The organism is Bradyrhizobium sp. 1 (assembly GCF_023073315.1).
GTDB lineage: Bacteria > Pseudomonadota > Alphaproteobacteria > Rhizobiales > Xanthobacteraceae > Bradyrhizobium.
The window spans coordinates 28,757-44,008 of record NZ_JADPJH010000023.1; the positions used below are offsets into that span (position 1 = coordinate 28,757).

General features: G+C 64.0%; 19 protein-coding genes and 1 pseudogene. 17 read left to right on the forward strand and 3 right to left on the reverse strand.

Annotated elements, in window-relative coordinates:
* Positions 1-171: 171 nt before the first annotated feature.
* The 3 genes from fliI to IVB29_RS20380 are packed head-to-tail and all read right to left on the reverse strand — an operon-like array spanning position 172 to position 3,072.
* Complete coding sequence (fliI, locus tag IVB29_RS20370) at positions 172-1,497, reverse strand: flagellar protein export ATPase FliI (RefSeq protein ID WP_247505178.1); 1,326 nt, start codon at positions 1,495-1,497, stop codon at positions 172-174.
* 54 nt (positions 1,498-1,551) lie between these two features.
* Positions 1,552-2,280 (reverse strand): flagellar basal-body rod protein FlgF, encoded by a 729-nt coding sequence (gene flgF / locus IVB29_RS20375; protein WP_247505179.1) that lies wholly within the window; start codon positions 2,278-2,280, stop codon positions 1,552-1,554.
* Positions 2,281-2,283: 3 nt separating this feature from the next.
* The gene (locus tag IVB29_RS20380) at positions 2,284-3,072 is read right to left on the reverse strand and encodes a DUF1217 domain-containing protein (RefSeq protein ID WP_247505180.1); all 789 of its coding nucleotides are present in this window, start codon (positions 3,070-3,072) and stop codon (positions 2,284-2,286) included.
* 142 nt (positions 3,073-3,214) lie between these two features.
* On the opposite strand from IVB29_RS20380, the gene motA reads away from it, so the two are divergent.
* The 17 genes and pseudogenes from motA to IVB29_RS20465 form a co-directional block, all read left to right on the forward strand.
* Positions 3,215-4,123, forward strand: a complete 909-nt coding sequence (gene motA / locus IVB29_RS20385; protein ID WP_247505181.1) for a flagellar motor stator protein MotA — start codon at positions 3,215-3,217, stop codon at positions 4,121-4,123.
* A complete protein-coding gene (locus IVB29_RS20390; protein ID WP_247505182.1) occupies positions 4,120-5,064 on the forward strand; it encodes a FliM/FliN family flagellar motor switch protein in 945 nt (314 codons plus the stop codon). Before motA ends, IVB29_RS20390 begins: the two co-directional genes overlap by 4 nt.
* Positions 5,045-5,359, forward strand: a complete 315-nt coding sequence (locus IVB29_RS20395) for a hypothetical protein (protein ID WP_247505183.1) — start codon at positions 5,045-5,047, stop codon at positions 5,357-5,359. The genes IVB29_RS20390 and IVB29_RS20395 overlap by 20 nt, the downstream gene beginning before the upstream one ends.
* Before the next feature lie 75 nt (positions 5,360-5,434).
* Positions 5,435-5,815: a flagellar motor switch protein FliN gene (fliN, locus tag IVB29_RS20400; protein ID WP_129275415.1), complete on the forward strand. Its 381-nt coding sequence runs from the start codon at positions 5,435-5,437 to the stop codon at positions 5,813-5,815.
* Between the two features lie 2 nt (positions 5,816-5,817).
* The gene (locus tag IVB29_RS20405) at positions 5,818-6,858 is read left to right on the forward strand and encodes a flagellar motor switch protein FliG (RefSeq protein ID WP_247505184.1); all 1,041 of its coding nucleotides are present in this window, start codon (positions 5,818-5,820) and stop codon (positions 6,856-6,858) included.
* 13 nt (positions 6,859-6,871) lie between these two features.
* Positions 6,872-7,957 carry a flagellar biosynthesis protein FlhB gene (flhB, locus tag IVB29_RS20410; protein ID WP_247505185.1) on the forward strand — a complete coding sequence of 362 codons (1,086 nt, stop codon included), beginning with the start codon at positions 6,872-6,874 and terminating at the stop codon, positions 7,955-7,957.
* Positions 7,958-8,021: 64 nt separating this feature from the next.
* Positions 8,022-8,423, forward strand: a complete 402-nt coding sequence (gene flgB / locus IVB29_RS20415; RefSeq protein WP_247505186.1) for a flagellar basal body rod protein FlgB — start codon at positions 8,022-8,024, stop codon at positions 8,421-8,423.
* A gap of 11 nt (positions 8,424-8,434) precedes the next feature.
* Positions 8,435-8,851 carry a flagellar basal body rod protein FlgC gene (flgC, locus tag IVB29_RS20420; RefSeq protein WP_247505187.1) on the forward strand — a complete coding sequence of 139 codons (417 nt, stop codon included), beginning with the start codon at positions 8,435-8,437 and terminating at the stop codon, positions 8,849-8,851.
* Between the two features lie 2 nt (positions 8,852-8,853).
* Entirely contained in the window at positions 8,854-9,183 is a 330-nt protein-coding gene (locus tag IVB29_RS20425; protein ID WP_247505188.1) for a flagellar hook-basal body complex protein FliE, read from the forward strand.
* 17 nt (positions 9,184-9,200) lie between these two features.
* Complete coding sequence (gene flgG, locus IVB29_RS20430) at positions 9,201-9,989, forward strand: flagellar basal-body rod protein FlgG (RefSeq protein WP_247505189.1); 789 nt, start codon at positions 9,201-9,203, stop codon at positions 9,987-9,989.
* 13 nt (positions 9,990-10,002) lie between these two features.
* A complete protein-coding gene (gene flgA, locus IVB29_RS20435) occupies positions 10,003-10,479 on the forward strand; it encodes a flagellar basal body P-ring formation chaperone FlgA (protein WP_247505190.1) in 477 nt (158 codons plus the stop codon).
* Positions 10,476-11,606 carry a flagellar basal body P-ring protein FlgI gene (flgI, locus tag IVB29_RS20440; RefSeq protein ID WP_247505191.1) on the forward strand — a complete coding sequence of 377 codons (1,131 nt, stop codon included), beginning with the start codon at positions 10,476-10,478 and terminating at the stop codon, positions 11,604-11,606. The genes flgA and flgI overlap by 4 nt, the downstream gene beginning before the upstream one ends.
* A 67-nt stretch (positions 11,607-11,673) precedes the next feature.
* Positions 11,674-12,468, forward strand: a complete 795-nt coding sequence (locus IVB29_RS20445) for a MotE family protein (RefSeq protein ID WP_247505192.1) — start codon at positions 11,674-11,676, stop codon at positions 12,466-12,468.
* Positions 12,469-13,176 (forward strand): flagellar basal body L-ring protein FlgH, encoded by a 708-nt coding sequence (gene flgH / locus IVB29_RS20450; protein ID WP_247505193.1) that lies wholly within the window; start codon positions 12,469-12,471, stop codon positions 13,174-13,176. It abuts the gene before it with no gap.
* A 42-nt stretch (positions 13,177-13,218) separates the two neighbouring features.
* Positions 13,219-13,662, forward strand: a complete 444-nt coding sequence (locus tag IVB29_RS20455) for a flagellar basal body-associated FliL family protein (protein WP_247505194.1) — start codon at positions 13,219-13,221, stop codon at positions 13,660-13,662.
* Positions 13,659-14,399, forward strand: coding sequence for a flagellar type III secretion system pore protein FliP (gene fliP / locus IVB29_RS20460; RefSeq protein ID WP_247505195.1), 741 nt, complete (start codon positions 13,659-13,661; stop codon positions 14,397-14,399). Before IVB29_RS20455 ends, fliP begins: the two co-directional genes overlap by 4 nt.
* 265 nt (positions 14,400-14,664) lie before the next feature.
* Positions 14,665-15,252: pseudogene (locus IVB29_RS20465) on the forward strand (flagellin); the annotation flags it as partial.

The following is a 15,252-nucleotide window of genomic DNA, read 5'->3' on the forward strand; positions in this document are numbered from 1 at the left end:
GTCGCTTTCGTCGCGATTGCCCGACGTCTCATCCAGACGGTTGACGGCTCACGACGGACAGCGGTGGCGGCGACGCCTGTCCATGCGCCGGACACGCGGCGGCATGCATGATCGGCTGTCGAAACAATGAGCAGGGAGATCGAGGGCGCGCAGTGCGCGCGGCCTGACCTGCTACTCGCCCCTGAGCATGTCCCTCAGCTCACGGAACGGGTCGGCGCTCGGTGGGGCTGAGGCGTCCTGCCGCATGGCGCTGTAGATCCTCGGGACCATGTCGACCGCCTGGTCGAGGCCCGAATCACGTCCCTGCTGGTATCCGCCCATCAGGCGAAGGTCCCGCGTGTCCTCGTATTTGGACATCATGGTGCGCAGCTTGCTCACCAGTTCGCGCTCCTCGGGGTCCCAGACGTTGTGGGCGAGGCGGGAGACCGAAGCCAGAACGTCCACGGCCGGATAGCGTGCCTGGTCGGCGATGTGCCGGCTCAGCACGATATGCCCATCGAGTGTGCTGCGGATGGTGTCGGCGATCGGCTCGTTGTGATCGTCGCCGTCGACCAGCACGGAGAAAATCCCGGTAATCGTGCCGGATCCCTCCTCGCCAGGGCCGGCGCGCTCCAGAAGGCGGGGCAGGTCGGTGAAGACCGTCGGCGCATAGCCGCGCGCGACCGCGGGCTCGCCCGCCGCAAGGGCGACCTCGCGGGCGGCGTGGGCGAAGCGGGTGATCGAATCGACCATGAGCAAGACCGATTCGCCCCGATCGCGGAAATATTCGGCGACCGCCATGGCCGTCTTCGGCGCCAGCCGCCGCATCATGGGGCTTTCGTCTCCCGTCGATACGATGGTGACGGCACGATGACGGTCGGGGCCCAGCACGTCCTCGATGAATTCGCGCACCTCGCGGCCGCGCTCGCCGACCAGGGCCAGCACGACGGTGTCAAAGCCCTGGCTGCGGGCGAGCATTGCGAGCAGCGTCGACTTGCCGACACCGGAGCCGGCAAAGATGCCAACGCGCTGGCCGGCGCAGATCGGGGCGAACAGGTCGATGACGCGCACGCCGGTGCGTAGCGGCTTGTGAACGCGCGCCCGCTTCATCGCTGCCGGCGCCTCCCCCTCCGCCGAGACAGCCCGCGGCCCGGGGGTGAGAGGACCCTGTCCGTCCAGCGGGGCCCCGAGTGCGTTGATGACGCGGCCCTTCCAGCTCGGATCGGGCGCGAACGACAGTGGCGGCATCCGGTAGGCGGCGGATCCGAGGCCGCCCGAGAACACCCGGTCGAACGGCTTGGCGATGATGCCCTCGCTGTCGATCCGCACCACCTCGCCGATCTGCGGCTTGCCGCCGGTGTTGACACCGATGAGTTCACCGAGCCTGACGAAGCGCGACAGGCCGGAGACACGGAAATGCGTCGGCGCGATCTCGGAGATCGCGCCGCTGACGCTGGCCAGGGGAGTGCTCTGCTGAAGCTCCAGCAGCGCCCACTCGAGTTGCCGAAGAGCATTCAAGGAAACCGTCCACCCTCAATGCGCGCGAGGCGCAAATCTTACTTTGACTCAAGCCTACTTGCCGGGCTCGCCCAGCGTCCGGATTGCATTCTGGAGCGAGCTCTCGGTGCCCTCGATCATCGAATTGGTGCCGTCGAAGGCGCGCGAAGCCGCGATCAGCTTCGTCAATTCCATCATCGGGTTGGCGCCGGAGCCCTCGACATAGCCCTGCTTGAAGCCGTCGCGCGAGAAATCGGCGATTGCGGTCGCAGGCCGGTCCGGCGTCACGCCGGAATTGCCGTAGCGATCGAGATTGGCATCGGCGGGGATGTTGAACAGGCCGATGGTGCCGATCTCGTTGTTGTCCTGGGTGATCGCGCCGCTGCGCGAGATCGCAACCGGCCCGCCATTCGGGTCGAGCGTGATCTGCGCGCCGCCGGCATCGACGACCGGGAAGCCGGACACCGTCTGGAGATCGCCGTTGGCGGCGAGCTGCAGCCGGCCGTCGCGGGTATAGACCGTGCCGTTGGGGCCGGCGAAGGCGATCCAGCCCTGTCCGACCACGGCGACGTCGAGCGGGTTGCCGCTCTCGGTGATGCTGCCCTGTTCGCGCGAGATGATGTTGTCGCCGGGCGAGGAGAAGGCGACCGGGTTCGCGCCCGCCTTGGACAGCACGGTCTCGAACTTCACGACGTCGGTGCGGAATGCCGCCGTGTTGACGTTGGCGACGTTGTTGGCGATCGTTTGGAGGCGCTTCTCGAGCGCAACCTGCGCCGACAAGCCGACATAGAGAGCCGACTGCATGATTTACCTGTTGAACCGGATGTTCTGAAGCGTCGTGAGCATGTTGGTATCCAGGCCGACCGACGTCGACGCGCCGGCAATCAGCACCAGCGCGGGGTTGGTCGAGGTGTCGCTCTGGGCCTGGCTCGCATCCCACATCGCCGCGAAGCGCTGCACGAATTTGGTGACCTTGGCCGGGTCCTGGAAGTCGGTGAGGTTGATCTTGTCCGTGATCATCTTGGCCTGGGCATCGATGTCGGACGAGCTGATCGTCGGCGACCAGCCCATTGCGGTCTGGACCACCTGGGTCAGCGCCTTGTCGGCGAGAATCTGAAGGGCATTCGTGATCGTGGAGGCCTTGCGGGTGAAATAGAGCGCGAGCCGCAGGCCCTCGTTCTGGTCGCCGGCGTTCTGCTCCATCGTCTGCGTGACGTATTGTGTCGCCGTGCCGGTCGTGGCTGCGGCGGTCGATGTCGCATGGTCGCCGTTGGCGGCGAAATTGAAGGCGGTGGCGAACTCCCGGTAGCGGCTGTCGGAGAGCTTGTTGGCGAAGGCGTCCTTGTCCGAGACCCCCTCGGTCAGCACCTTGCGCATGAACGCCTTGGCGTAGGTCATGTCGCTGAGGCCATAGGCCTTCATTGCATAGGAATAGAGGCGATAGTCCTTCAGGAAGTCGTCGATCGTCTTCACGTTGCCGATATGGCTGAGGAAGTAATCGGTATCGCGGCTGACATCCGGCTGCGTCGCGACCTGCGTCATCGACTTGCCCAGGTCCTTGGTCAATCTGGTGTAGTCCGCGATCGTGGATAGCATGACGCGTGCCCCTCTCGCCGCCATCGCGACGCCGTGCCAAGCTGCAGTGAATTGCTTGCGTGAGGCTGGCGATCGGGAAGCCAGCTTCGCGCAAGGCTCGCCGACTAGAAATTCCCGGTGGGATCGGCGATGGAGTTGCGCGTTGCTCAGTTTCGTGGGGATTTTCATCACGGTGGCCGCGCTGCTTGGCGGGTTTGCCGCCATGGGCGGGCATCTGGCCGTGCTCATGCAGCCGTGGGAATTCGTGATCATCATGGGCACCGCGGCCGGCACCTTCCTCGTGGCCAATCCGTGGAAGACGGTCGTCGACACCGGGGTTGCCTGCATGCAGGCCATCACCGGCGCGGTGCCGGGACAACGCTATTATCTCGACCTGCTCGGGGCGCTGCATGCCCTGATGCGTGAGCTCAGGGGCAAGGGCCGCAACGAGGTGGAGGCGCATATCGACGATCCCTCGTCCTCCGAGATCTTCAAGGCGTTTCCGAGTGTGCTCGGTGACCCGTCGCTGCTCCAGTTCATCTGCGATTATGTCCGTCTCATCATCATGGGCAACGCGCGCACGCATGAGATCGAAGCGCTGATGGACGAAGAGATCCACACCATCGTGAAGAGCAAGCTGGCGCCCTACCATTCGCTGGTGACGGTGTCCGAGGCGCTGCCGGCGCTCGGCATCGTCGCGGCGGTGCTTGGTGTCATCAAGGCAATGGGTGCGCTCGACCAGTCGCCGAAGCTGCTCGGTGGCTTCATCGGTGCGGCTCTGGTCGGCACCTTCGCCGGCATCTTCCTGTCCTACGGTATCATTTCGCCCTTCGCGATCAAGATCAAGATGACGCGCGAGAAGAAGTGCCGGCCCTACATCATCGTCAAGCAGACACTGCTGGCCTTCATGAACGGCGCCATGCCGCAGATCGCGGTCGAACACGGCCGCAAGATGATATCGAGCAACGAGCGTCCCTCGATCGACGTCGTCGAGAACGAGACGATCGCCGGTCCCAAGGCCGTCGTGACCGAGGCTGAACCCAAGGCTGCACCCAAGGCTGCCCGCGCATGACGATGATGGAAGACGTCGAAGTCGATCAGCGGAAGCAACTGCCAAACTACCTGCTCGATGCGGCGGGTATCTCCATCGAACGCATGCCGATGCTCAATGTGATCTTCGATCGCATGGCGGCATCGTGCACCGACAGCCTGCAGCCGATAGCCGGAACGCCTTGTTACTTCTCGGTCAACGGCATCACCAATGACCGCGTCGGCGACATCATCAAGGACTACGAGGGTAACGCCGTCGCCGCCGTGCTCTATGCCGAGCAGTGGGACTCCCGCGTCATCATCGTGCTCGACCGCGATTTCGTGTTCACCATGGTCGAGGCGATGTTCGGCTCCGACGGCGCCGAACCACCGCTCGACGTCGAGCGCACCTTCTCGAACATCGAGATCCGCCTGGTCCAGGCGCTGTTCGAGCGGTTCGCCAAGGCGCTGCAAGCCGCTTTCGCCGGGACGTCCAACGTCACTTTCCGTGTCGAGCGTGTCGAGACCGCGATGGCCTCGCTGGCGATCGGGCGTGGCGGCAACATGTCGATCTGCGCGAACATCATGTTGCAGGCGCTGTTCCGCGGCGGCCAGATGTTCCTCATCGTTCCGCACTCCGCGCTCAATCCGCTGCGCCAGAAGCTCGCCCATGTCGTCGTCAGCGACGGCCGCGCATCAGATCCGCGCTGGCGCGAGCAGATGGAGAGCGAGGTCCACCGGACCGAGGTGACGTTGAGCGCTGTGCTCGACGAGAAGATGGTGACTCTCGGCGATGTCGTGAAATTCCAGGTCGGGCAGGTGCTCGAGCTCGAAGCCACGCCGCGCACGCTGGCCCGTCTCGAAAGCAACAATCAGGTGCTGTTCTGGTGTCAGATCGGCCAACTTGATGGCTATTACGCCATGCAGGTGGCAGATCCCGTCGATCAGAAGCGGGAGTTCGTCGATGATATCCTATCTCGTTGATGCCGTCCTACTGATCGCGCTCGCCTTCACCAGCATGCGGGTGACCCGGATGCACCGCGAGCTGGCGCGCTTGCGCAGCTACCAGGGCGAGTTCTCGACCATCGTCCACGAGACGGCCGGCGCCTTCGACACGGTTATCACCGCCGCGCATGATTCCACTGCAAATCTTGGGCGGCTCGCCAATCTGCTCAACACCAAGATCGATCAGGCTCACGAGGCGATCGCGGCGCTCGATGCCAGAAGCGGGCTCGCATCCGCTTCGACCGCAGGCGGCGCCGACGTGAACAAGCATTAAAGCCGAACCGGCAGAACAATTACGATCGGAACGCCGCGGCGGTCCGGGAGCGGAAATACCAAGAGGCGATACCAAATGGCGCAACCCTTCGAATATGATTCTGCATCTGCATCTGCATCGGGAGAGGCCGAGGCATCTCCGCTGGAGCGGCTGGCGGAGATCGCCGCGCGCACGGCGGAGGAGACCGGAAAGTTCGCCAATGTCGACGCGATCCTGCGCATTCCCGTCACCATGCAGGTGGTGCTCGGTTCGGCGACCATTCCGGTGGCGAACCTGATGAAGCTCGGCCGCGGCGCGGTGGTTCCGCTCGATCACCGGGTCGGCGAGCCTGTCGACGTTGTTGTCAACGGCCGCATCGTCGCCCGCGGCGAGGTGGTCGTCGTCGAAGAGGACAATTCCCGCTTCGGCGTCTCGCTTACGGAGATCGTCGGGCCGCTGGGGCAGGGTGATACCTGACCATGGCGGCACAGGTAGGCATCGCTCCCATCAAGCAGCGAGGCGTTGCCGCGCTGGGTGGAACGGAAAAGGTCGCGGCACTCCTGCTGGCCATGGGTCGGCAGGCGGCTGCGAGCGTGCTCTCGCAGTTCGAGCCGCAGGATATCCGCATCGTCACCAAGGCCGCGGCGGAGCTGCGGCCGATCACTGCGCAGGAACTCGAGGGCATCGTCGAGGAGTTCGCTCAGCAGTTCTCGATGGGCGCCAACATTCTCGGCACCATCGGTGGCCTGGAAGCCGTGCTCAACGACGTGCTCCCGGCCGACCAGGTCTCGGCGATCATGTCGGATCTGCTCGGCAATTCGAGCCGGTCGGTGTGGGACCGTGTCTCGTCGGTGTCGGAAAACTCGCTGGCGACCTACCTTTCCAAGGAGCATCCGCAGACCGCGGCGCTGATCCTGTCCAAGGTCAAGCCGTCCTGCGCCGCCAAGGTGATGAGCCAGTTGCCGTCCAGCCTGCGCAACGAGTTGATGCGGCGCGTGCTCAGCCTCAAGCCGATCGTCGAAGACGCGATGAAGGTCCTCGAAAAGACGCTGCACGAAGACCTGACGCTGAACTTCGCCCGTAACCTCGGCGCCGATACTTACGCGCGCGTCGCCGACATCATCAACAAGATGGAGCGCGGCCATATCGAAGACATGCTGAAGAGCCTGTCGGAGAAGCGGCCGAAGTCGGCCGAAGTGCTGAAGGAGCTGCTGTTCACCTTCGACGACGTGATCCACCTGACGCCGAAGGCACGCACCATGATCTTCGACCAGGTGCCGACCGATCGTATCGTCGTCGCGTTGAAGGGGACCGACAAGCATTTCCGCGAAGCGATCCTGTCGTCTGTCGCCTCGCGCGTTCGCCGCGTCGTCGAGCACGAACTCGCGATCGGCGAGCCGTCGAACCAGCGCGACGTGCTGGAGGCGCGCCGCGTCATCACCGACCTCGCGCTCGACCTCGCCGAAAAGGGTGAAATCGAACTCAACCCCGACCAGGAGGATGAGCTGGTCTTCCGCTGACCGCTGAACGGGCATGGCAGAATCATCCGATCAGGAGAGCAAGACAGAAGAGCCGACCGAGAAGAAAGTCCGCGATGCGCTCGAACAGGGCCAAATCCCGGTCTCTCGGGAGGCTTCCCATTTCGCCTCGTTGGCTGCGCTGGTGGTGATCCTGGCGTTCCTGATCGGCCCGGGCGTGCTGCAATTGACGCCGACGCTGACGAGCTTGCTCGACGATCCCGGCGGCTTCCCCCTCAGCAACGGCGCGGACGTGCAAAACCTGCTCAATGTGGTGGGCCTCCAGGCCTTGCGATTCCTGGTGCCGCCGGTCGTCATCATTACGGTGTTCGGCCTCGCCTCCTCACTGCTGCAAAACGCGCCGGGCCTGGTGCTGGAGCGCATCATGCCGGATCTTTCGCGAATCTCCCCGATCGCCGGCTGGAGCCGGCTGTTCGGATCGCAGGGCCTCGTCGAGTTCGGCAAGTCGCTGTTCAAGCTCGGCTCGGTGTCTGCCGTCGTCGTCGTCGTGCTGCGCTCGTCGGAAGCGAAGGCGTTCGAGGCGATGTACACCGATCCGGTCGCGTTGCCGGAGATGATTCTCAGCATCGCGATGCGGATCGTCTCGGCGATCTGCATCGCCACCATCGTCCTCGTCGCGATCGATCTCGCCTGGGCGCGCTTCCATTGGCGGCGCGAACTGCGCATGACCAAGCAGGAGATCAAGGACGAGCACAAGCAGGCCGAGGGCGATCCGCTGATCAAGGCGCGCCTGCGCTCGCTGGCGCGCGACCGCTCGCGGCAGCGGATGATCACGTCGGCTGCGCGCGCGACGCTGGTGATCGCGAACCCGACGCACTTCGCGATCGCACTGCGTTACAAGCGCGAGGAAAACCCCGCGCCGATCGTCGTGGCCAAGGGCATGGACGTGATCGCGCTGAAGATCCGCGAAATCGCCGAGCAGAACCACATTCCGGTGATCGAGAACAAGGCGCTGGCGCGCGCGCTCTACGAGGCCGTTCAGGTCGATCAAGTGATTCCGGCGGAGTTCTTCCGCCCCGTCGCCGAGATCATCTACTTCCTCCAGTCGAAGCAAGCGCCGCGGCCCGAGAAGGTCCAGTAGATTTTCGAGGATGGTGCTTCGCGCATCAGCTTGACGAAAGCTTAACGCCCTAGGGTTCTTCCGAATGGACCAGAATGGGGCTGTTGTGGGACCGCTTTATCTCTTCGAACTCGCATCGTCGCAGGCGCGTTACCTCGAACTCCGCCAGTCGACTATCGCAACCAACGTTGCCAACGCCAATACGCCGGGCTTCAAGGCGCGTGATGTCGAGCCGTTCAACAAGGTGCTCGACGCGATGCCGGTCAGGCTTGCGACGACGTCACCGGCGCACATGCAGCTGTCCGCGACCGAGACCGATACGCGCGCGACCGCCAAGAAGGACAGCTGGGACGTGGTCCATTCCGGCAACTCCGTCAGTCTCGAGCAGGAGATGATCAAGGGCAGCGACGTCAATCGCGACTACTCCATGAATGCAGCAATCGTGCGGTCGTTCCACCGCATGGTTCTGTCGAGCGCAAAGGCCTGAGGTGAATTGACATGCTGGACTCACTGAGCGCTTCCCTGACGGTTGCGAGCTCCGGGCTCGAAGCGCAATCGACGCGCATGCGTATCGTCTCCGAAAACCTCGCCAATGCGACGTCGACCGGGCGCACCGCCGGCGCTGATCCGTATCAGCGCAAGACCATCACTTTCGACGCCGCGATGGACCGCGCCTCGGGCGCGCAGCTCGCGAAGGTCAAGGAGGTCGGGGTCGACACCTCGCCGTACCGCGTCGAATACGAACCGGGACATCCCGCCGCCGACAAGGCCGGCTACGTCAAAATGCCGAACGTCAACATGATGATCGAGATGGCGGACATGCGGGAAGTCAACCGGTCTTATGAAGCCAATCTCCAGGTGGTGAAACAGGTGAGGTCGATGCTGGGCATGACCATCGACCTTCTGAGGAGCTGACAATGCTTGAGGCGATTTCATCCACAGCGATTTCCGCGGGCCATGCGGCGAGCCGGGCCACGGAAACGCAGGCCATCTCACCCGCGGCGCCGACCGCAATCCAGTCGACCGATGATGTCGGATTCGATTCGGTGATGAAGCAGGTAACGACCGACGCGATCGGCACGCTGAAGGCGGGCGAGGCGGCGTCGATCTCGGCGATGCAGGGCAAGGAATCGACGCGGAAGGTCGTTGAGGCGCTGATGTCGGCCGAGCAGGCCTTGCAGACGGCGGTCGCGGTTCGCGACAAGGTCGTGCAGGCCTACCAAGAAGTCACTCGGATGTCGATTTGATCTGAAGGAGCCACACTGTGAAATCGCTCGCCATTGCGGCCACGGGCATGAACGCCCAACAGACCAATATCGAAGTCATCGCGAACAACATCGCCAACATCAACACGACCTCGTTCAAGCGGGCGCGGGCGGAATTCACCGACCTGTTCTACCAGATGGACCGCATGCAGGGCGTCGCGAACGTCAACGGTTCGTCGCCGATCCCGGAAGGCGCCAATCTCGGTCTCGGCGTCAAATCGGCGGCGATCCGCAAACTGCACATCCAGGGCGCGCTGACGCAGACCGGCAACCCCTACGACGTGGCGATCAACGGCCGCGGTTGGTTTCAGGTGTTGGGCCCGAACAACGAGGTGCAATATACTCGCGCGGGCTCGTTCAACACCAACGCCAACGGCCAGCTCGTCACGATGGACGGCTATCTGCTCGATCCTTCGATCACGGTGCCGCAGGGAACGGTCCAGGTCACGGTCAACCAGACCGGACAGATGTTCGCCAAGCTGGACACGGAAGTGAACCCGCGGCAGATCGGTCAGCTCAACCTCGCCAACTTCGCCAATGAGGCGGGCCTCGAGCCGCTGGGCAGCAATCTCTATCGCGAGACCACGGCGTCCGGCACGCCGGTCGTCGGACTGCCGGGCGATTCCGGCTACGGCAAGATCAACCAGCAATATCTCGAAGCCTCGAACGTCGATCCGGTCAAGGAAATCACCGAGTTGATCTCGGCGCAGCGCGCCTACGAAATGAATGCCAAGGTCATCCAAGCCTCGGATGAAATGGCCTCGACCGTGTCGAAGGGCCTTCGCTAGTTCCGGTGTGTCCATGTTGAACAGGGTGGGTCTGATCGTGCGCGGGTTGGCTGCCGTGCTGCTGGTTCTCGTCTCGGCGCGCGTCGCTGCGGCCGAGGAGAAGCGGCTTCCCGTGCCGGCCGTCTCGATCCGCGCTGGCGAGCTGATCAGGGAAGACATGATCACCGAGCGAGCCTTTGCGCCGAACGTGCTCGGGGTCGCCCTGTTCATTGAGGGGCGTCAGGTGCTCGTCGGCCGCATGGCGCGGCGGGCGCTGCTGCCGGGCCAGCCGATCCCGACCAATTCGGTGGAAGATCCCTTCACCATCGCCCGCGGCGCCATGGTCAAGGTCGTGGTCGAGGACTCCGGCCTGTCGATCGTGACCTACGGTGCCGCCATGCAATCGGGCGCGCCGGGTTCGCTCATTACCGTACGAAACACCGACACCGGCGTGATCATCAGGGCGATCGTCCAGCCGGACGGCACCGTCAAGGTCGCGGACGGATCATGACAAGACTTCTAATCGCGTTTGTCCTCATTCTTTCCGCCGTCAGCGCCCAGGCCGCCGTCCGCATCAAGGACATCGCGGACATCAAGGGCCTGCGCGAAAACCAGATCGTCGGTTATGGCCTCGTCATCGGCCTGAACGGCACCGGCGACACGCTTCGGAATGCTCCATTCACGGAGCAATCCCTGCAATCGATGCTCGAGAACATGGGCATCAATGTCAGGAACGAGACCACGAGCACGACAAACCCGGCGCGTCCGACAACGCTGCGCACGCGCAACGTCGCAGCTGTGATGGTGACCGCGGACCTGACGCCCTCGATCGGGGCGGGTGAGCGTATGGACGTCACGGTGTCGTCGCTCGGCGACGCGACCTCGCTGCTCGGCGGCACATTGGTGATGACGTCGCTGCGCGCGGCGGATGGCGCGGTCTATGCGGTGGCGCAGGGCGCGGTCACGGTTGCCGGTTACAGCGTGGGCGGCCAGGCGCAGAGCGTCAGCCAGGGCACGCCCACGGCAGGCCGCATTCCGAACGGCGCGCTGGTCGAGCGCGAGGTGCAGGGAAGCCTCCATGAAATGGAGTACCTGGTGCTCGAGCTCAAGAACCCTGATTTCGTTACGGCAACCCGTATCCTCGATGCCATCAACCGCTATGCCGGCGGTCGCTACCGGGCGCAGATCGCCTTCGAGCGCGATTACCGCACCATCGTGCTGTCGAAACCGCGCCACGTCGGCCCCGTCCGTTTCCTCGCTGAAATCGGCGAGCTGACGGTCGAGCCGGATACGCCGGCGCGGGTGGTCATCAACGAACGCACCGGCACGGTCGTGATCGGGCGTGACGTGCGGATATCGACCGTTGCGGTGACGCACGGCAATCTGACGGTCCGTGTCACCGAGCTTCCGGTGGTGTCGCAGCCGGCGCCGTTCTCGCAAGGGCAGACCGTGGTCGTTCCCCAGACCATCGTCGAGGCCAATGAGGCCGGGTCGCAGGTGGCGATCCTGAGCGGCGTCGATCTTCAGCGCCTGGTGCGCGGATTGAACCAGATCGGCCTCAAGCCATCCGGCATCATCGCGATCCTCCAGGCGATCAAGACGGCCGGCGCCCTCCAGGCCGACGTCATCGTGCAATGATGCACAAGCGTCGTGCAAGCTTGGTCGCTCAATGCTCAGGTCTCGATCGAGAATCGCACGCGGCCCGATGCTGAAACTGGAACATAAAGCCAAGCTCCTCGTCCTGATCGCGACCTCCGCGCTCATGAGCGCTTCGCCCGTGCTTGCTCTGGACGAGGCCAAGCCGTCGAAGCCGCTCAACCTGCTGTCCTTCGCGCGGGCGCGCGCGCCCGGATCGCAGAAGCCGCCGCTGCCCGCTTCGCCGATTCCAGGCGACGATGCCTCGATGCGGGCGACGGCGTGGGCGGCCGAAGATTCCGGGCCGGTAACCACCGGCGCGGTGCCGGCGTCCGAAGTGCCTGCGCCCGCACCGGCGCGAGCACCGGCAGCAGCGCCCGCAGCAGCACCGGTTCGGCCTGCCAAACCCGGCAGCGTCACGGCGCCGCCGAAGCCTGCCCCGCCGCAGGCCGCCGCGTCCGGAGACAACGAGGTCGCCCTGTTCTGCAGCAACGTGGCTGATCCTGCCGTCGATGCGAGGCTCGCCTGGCAGCTCAAAGAGCTGGAGAAGGCCGAGAGCCTGCTCCGCGAACGGATCGCCGAGGTCGAGGCCAAGCGCGCCGAATACGAGAAATGGATGGCGCTGCGCGACGACTTCCTGAAGAAGGCCGAGGCGCAGGTCGTCGAGATCTATTCGCGCATGAAACCGGACGCCGCGGCGACCCAGATCGCCGGCATGGCGGACGAGACCGCCGCCGCCGTGCTCGCCAAACTCAGCCCGAGGAGCTCGAGCGCGATCTTCAACGAGATGGATACGGCGCGCGCCGCGCACCTTGCCGATTTGCTCGGCGGAATGCGTCGCGTGGATGACGGAAAGACCAAATAGATGAAGAAGCCGATCCTCATCCTGTCGCTGCTGCTGTCGTCGGTGCTCCTGACCGGGTGCTTGACTGATCCGGCCGAGGTCTTGACCGGCCCGCGCCTGTCGCCGGTCGGCAGCGGCCTGAGGACGCAGGCCGATCCGATTCCGGTGACGCCCCGCGTGCGTACGCCCGTCAGCTATCGCTCGACCTGGGACGACGGCACCGATCTCTACCGCGATCCCCGCGCCCGGCGCTCCGGCGACGTCGTGACGGTGATCATCTCGATGCAGGACAAGGCCAAGCTCGACAACAAGACCGATCGCTCGCGCGATTCGCAGATCAAGTTCGGGCTCGACTGGTTGATGGATGTCGCGGGATGGAGCGACAAGGGCTCGACCACCGCCAATCTCAGCACCAACACCCAGATCAAGGGCAACGGCCAGATCGATCGCACCGAGGACATCAAGCTGTCGATCGCCGCCATCGTCACCGACGTGTTGCCGAACGGCAATATGATGATCAGCGGCTCGCAGGAGTTCCGTGTCAACACCGAGATGCGCGTGCTCAACGTCGGCGGCATCGTGCGCCCGCGTGACATCTCGCGAACCAATACGATCTCCTACGAAAAGATCGCGGAGGCGCGGGTCTCATATGGTGGTCGCGGAAATTTGTCTGACGTGCAGCAGCCTGGATGGGGACATCGGATTTATGACGCTGTGGCACCATTCTGAGATTCGCAGCCGCCGGGCCGCTTTGCGGGGGCAGGGGACGTTATGCGCCTGATTGCGGCCATCCTGGTGCTGACTCTTGTCGCGATCGGCGCGGGCGCGCTTGCCGGCCTGAATCTGTTTGCGGCCGCCGAGCGCGTTGCCGACGCGAAGAAGAGCGCCACGCCGCCGCCGATTGCATCGAGCTATGCCGGCAGCGCGCGGCTTCGAAAACTGTCCCCGATCGTGACCAATCTCGCCGCGCCGGCCAACAATTGGGCTCGCGTCGAGGCTTCCATGGTGACCGAGAGCATGAATGACGAGGATGCCGGCATCCTGGCCGCCCATGTCAGCGAGGACATTGTGACCTATCTGCGGTCGGCCTCGGTGGCGCAGTTCGAGGGATCGCGCGGGCTCCAGCATCTACGCGACGACCTGACCGAGCGCGCCAATATCCGCTCGTCGGGCAAGATCCGCGAATTGATTATCGAGACGTTGGTGATCCAGTGAGAGTGAAAGTCCTGCTGCTTGCGTTGGTTCTGGTCGTGCTGCCTGAGGTGGCGCTGGCCCAGATTCCGGACCTCAACTCGCTGCTGCCGCCCGGCAACGGCTCGACCAGCGGCCGCATCATTCAGCTGATGGCGCTGGTCACGGTGCTGTCGGTGGCGCCCGGACTGCTCATCATGGTGACGAGCTTCACGCGATTTGCGGTGGCGCTGTCGTTCCTGCGCTCCGGTCTCGGCCTCCAGACCACGCCGGCCAATCTGGTGCTGGTCAGCCTTGCGCTGTTCATGACGTTCTACGTCATGGCGCCGACCTTCGACCGCGCCTGGGAGACCGGTGTCCAGCCTCTCATGAAGAACGAGATCTCGGAGGAAGAGGCCTATCTGAAAATCACCGATCCGTTCCGCGACTTCATGCTGGCCCATGTCCGCGACAAGGATCTGCAGACCTTCGAGTCGCTGGCGGCCGAGAGCTTCCGCAAGAAGTTCGACGACAAGCGCGTCGATCTGCGCGTCATCATTCCGGCCTTCATGATCTCCGAGCTCAGGCGCTCGTTCGAGATCGGATTCCTGATCATGCTGCCGTTCCTCGTCATCGACATGATCGTGGCGACGCTGACCATGTCGATGGGCATGATGATGTTGCCGCCGACGATCCTCGCACTGCCGTTCAAGATGCTGTTCTTCGTGCTGATCGACGGCTGGAACCTGTTGGCCTCGGGCCTGGTGCGGTCGTTCTCGTAACAGCCGCGATCGCCGGCCGGCTGGTTATGGTTAGCGAGAAGTACCCTTCTATGGTTAGTGGAAGGTAATGTTAACCATCTGATATTGCTGTGAAATTCAAGCTGATCTTAATCTGCGCGCAAGATTCGGCGTGCTAGCAATGCGTCACGGCGGGTTGGACCCCACCCACTTCAGTCCAAAGGCATGATGCCGCCCCTCCGTACCGGTGAAAGCCCGGTATGTCCCCTCGTGAAAATGTAACGCGTACATCAAAGGGACATTCGCAATGTCAAGCCTGCTTACGAACTCGACCGCCATGACCGCACTCCAGACCTTGCGGTCTGTGAGTTCGCAACTCTCCACCACGCAGACCCGGATCTCCACCGGCCAGCGCGTCTCGACCGCTTCGGACAACGCGGCCTACTGGTCGATCGCAACCTCGATGCGCGCCGACAACGCCGCGCTCTCCGCCGTCTCGGACTCGCTCGGTCTGTCGGCCGCGACCGTCGACACCGAATATACCGCTCTGACCTCGGTTGTTGGCGACAGCACCGGCGGCCTGGTCAAGCTCCAGTCGCTGCTGGTCGAAGCCAAGACCGCCGGTATCGACCGCAGCAAGATCCAGGCCGACATCACCCAGATTCAGCAGCAGATGAAGGGCACCGCCTCTGCGGCGACCTTCAACGGCGTGAACTGGCTGAGCACGACCGCCGCCACGCCGGCGACGGTCAACCTGGTGTCGTCGTTCTCCCGCGTCGGCGCCGTGCCGACCACCGGCTCGATCGGCCTGACCGTCTCCAACTATTCGCTCTATACGTCGGCCGCGGGCGGCATTCTGGACACCGTCAGCGGCGGTGCCTCGGTCGACACGCTC